Genomic DNA, 2,802 nt, shown 5'->3' with positions numbered 1-2,802 from the left:
TCAAAATGTGGGAATCTTCTTTTTACTTCCTTAAAATAATATTTCCAAAATGATTCACTTCTTGCTATTATGTTTTCATAAAATCTTGATTGTGATTCATGTATTCCCATAGATGAAGCATCATCAAGATAAGTATACTTTAACTCCTTAGGTATATTCTGCTCATATATAGCATGTCCACCCTCGTGCACACATGAAAAAAAGGCATTTGTGAAATCATTCTCCATATATTTAGTGGTAATTCTAACATCTCCGCTTCCAACCTTTATAGTAAATGGATGTACACTTTCGTCCATCCTTCCTCCTTTAAAGTCATAGCCAATATCCTTTAAAACATGAGTAACAAAAGATTCTTGATCTTCTTTATTTATAGGTATGTTTAGAATACTACTATCTATATTTACATTAGAGTTTTTTATCTTATTTAAAATTTCTAATATTCCTTCCTTTAAATCTTCAAAAATCTTATCTAATTTCTCTATTGTATTACCTGGCTCAAAGGTATCTAGTAGTATCTCATAGCTAGACTTTTTACCATCTTCTCTTATATACTGTGAGTATTCCTTAGCTATATCAATCATCTCTTTAAGGTGAGGTTTAAATAAATCAAAATCTCCTTTATCTTTTGCCTCTTCCCATGCTGATTCTGACTTAGAAGTTGATATAACCCACTCCCTATTTTTTTCACCAGGTATTTTAGTCATTCTGTCATAAGATTTTCTTATTTGTTTTATCATAGCCTTAGTTATCTCATCTAAACCTTCCTCTTTTTCAAAAAAATCAATAAGCTCTTTAAGCTTTGGAGATGTTTCCAGCTTATAAGCCTCTGAGGATAAGTATCCTAGAACTTCACCTCTTTCATCATTCCCATTCTTTGGCATAGCAACTCTTGAGTCCCATCCTAATAGCGCCATAGAATGGCCTAAGTAATAAGTACTTTTTAAGTGACCTTTTAGCTCTTCTAATTTTATACTAGCCTCTTCTCTCATAAAATATAGCCCCCTTAAATATTTAATTTAATCTCTCTTAATAAGATTAAATTAGAATTATATTAATATATTTTAAAACTCTATAATTATAAAAATATAATAGACTAACAATTATTAAATCTCCCCATGGATTAACTTAATCTAAATATATTTAGTATAACTATAAAGTTTTTTAACATAATCTTAGAATTTATAATCTATATAAAATATAAAACTATCAAGATACCTAGATTAAACTTTTGTACTAGAAAAACTCAATAGTTTTAAATTAAGTAAGTATAAGAACTTAATTTATTAGAATTATAGACTCTACTATCGACTAATAAGTCATATCATAGAGTCTATGATTAAAATATTATTAATTATTTCTTATCTTTAACTAAAATTAACTTTATAACTACACACTCTTTTCATGTAGAAACATATAAAACCACTATACCTTTAATTCGTAGACTTCATGCTTATACTATATCTCTAAGTCAGAAGTAAATATTATAAAGCATTTCTGATTTTATATTAGTAATACGTACTTCATTAATATAATTCTAAATCTAATACAGATTCTGTTTCACTACAATATTTAGTAATTATACATTTACCGAGACTTCTAGGGCATCTTCTGCACATACAGTCATTAGCCTTTCCATCACACTTATTACCTTTAAATTCAGGACATGAAATACAATTATCTCCACCTACTGCCATACTAGTCCTCCTTATCCATATAAGTATCTTGTTTATACTTCTCTCTATATTTTATCATGAAGTCATTTAATATGTCAGCTGTAGAGGATGGTGTATAAGTAATAGCATTAGCCCCAGCATTAATAGTTTCTAAAATAGTTTCGTTTGTAGGACCTCCTGTAGCTATTATAGGAAAGTTAGGATACATTTCTCTTATCTTTCTTACTATCTTAGCTGTATCTTTTCCTCCTGATACATTTAATATAGTCGCTCCGGATTCAATTCTAGATCCTATATCTTCATATTCTGAAACTACAGTAACGATTATAGGTATATCTATAGTCTTTCTAACCTTTTCTATAACCTCATTAGGTGTAGGGTTATTAACAACTACTCCTAAAGCTCCCTTAAATTCCGCATCTAAAGCAAGGTTTACTACTCTCTTACCAGTAGTTATTCCTCCACCAACGCCACAGAATACTGGAACATCTGCTGCCATAACTAAAGCTTGAGTTATAACTGGTTGAGGTGTAAATGGATATACTGCAATTATAGCATCTGCATTAGAATTTCTTATAACTGCTACGTCTGTACTGAATAAAAAAGATTTGAGTCTTTTTCCAAAAACTTTTATTCCGCTAGCTTCCCTTATAATATTAGGAACCTCAATCATATGATCTCTTAGAGTGCCCTTTATCTCTGGAACTAACTTTAAATGTTCTCTTACAGTGCCTCTTGTTTCCTTTATTTCCTTCATTTAAAACTCCCCCTTAAAATTCTTATATAAGACACTAATCTTTAATGAAATAATTATATATCTAAAACATAAGTATTTAAAGAGTATTTTTATAAAAAAATTTACATTTTATAAATTAAATTTTTCAGCCCTAACAATTCAAATTTGTGAATAAAACCTAAAAATACGTAAGAATATCAAAGAATTCTAAGCTAAATAGATTTAACAGTGATTTTAGAGTATAATTGACTTAAAACACTTATTTATAAGGTAATAAAAAATATTTATTCTAAAATACCTTAGTTTTATTTTAATAACACATATTTATTATGTACCTATATTCATTACTTTATAGCTTTATAAATATAATCACTACAAATATAATATTTTGAT

At 28.2% G+C, this 2,802-nt stretch carries 3 protein-coding genes; all 3 read right to left on the bottom strand.

Annotation, left to right across the window (positions count from 1 at the left end; translation table 11 throughout):
• The coding region (locus tag AB2369_RS12755) for a carboxypeptidase M32 (protein WP_367666852.1) at positions 1 to 989 on the bottom strand (989 nt) is incomplete at its 3' end.
• A 534-nt stretch (positions 990 to 1,523) separates the two neighbouring features.
• Positions 1,524 to 1,694, bottom strand: coding sequence for a hypothetical protein (locus AB2369_RS12750; protein ID WP_367666851.1), 171 nt, complete (start codon positions 1,692 to 1,694; stop codon positions 1,524 to 1,526).
• A 1-nt stretch (position 1,695) separates the two neighbouring features.
• Positions 1,696 to 2,430 carry a hydrolase gene (locus AB2369_RS12745; RefSeq protein ID WP_367666850.1) on the bottom strand — a complete coding sequence of 245 codons (735 nt, stop codon included), beginning with the start codon at positions 2,428 to 2,430 and terminating at the stop codon, positions 1,696 to 1,698.
• Positions 2,431 to 2,802: the final 372 nt, after the last annotated feature.

The sequence above is a fragment of the Clostridium sp. genome, assembly GCF_040797585.1.
In the GTDB taxonomy this organism is placed as follows: domain Bacteria; phylum Bacillota; class Clostridia; order Clostridiales; family Clostridiaceae; genus Clostridium_Z.
The sequence above is the reverse complement of the archived record's forward strand: the minus strand, read 5'-3'. Positions and strand labels throughout refer to the sequence as shown.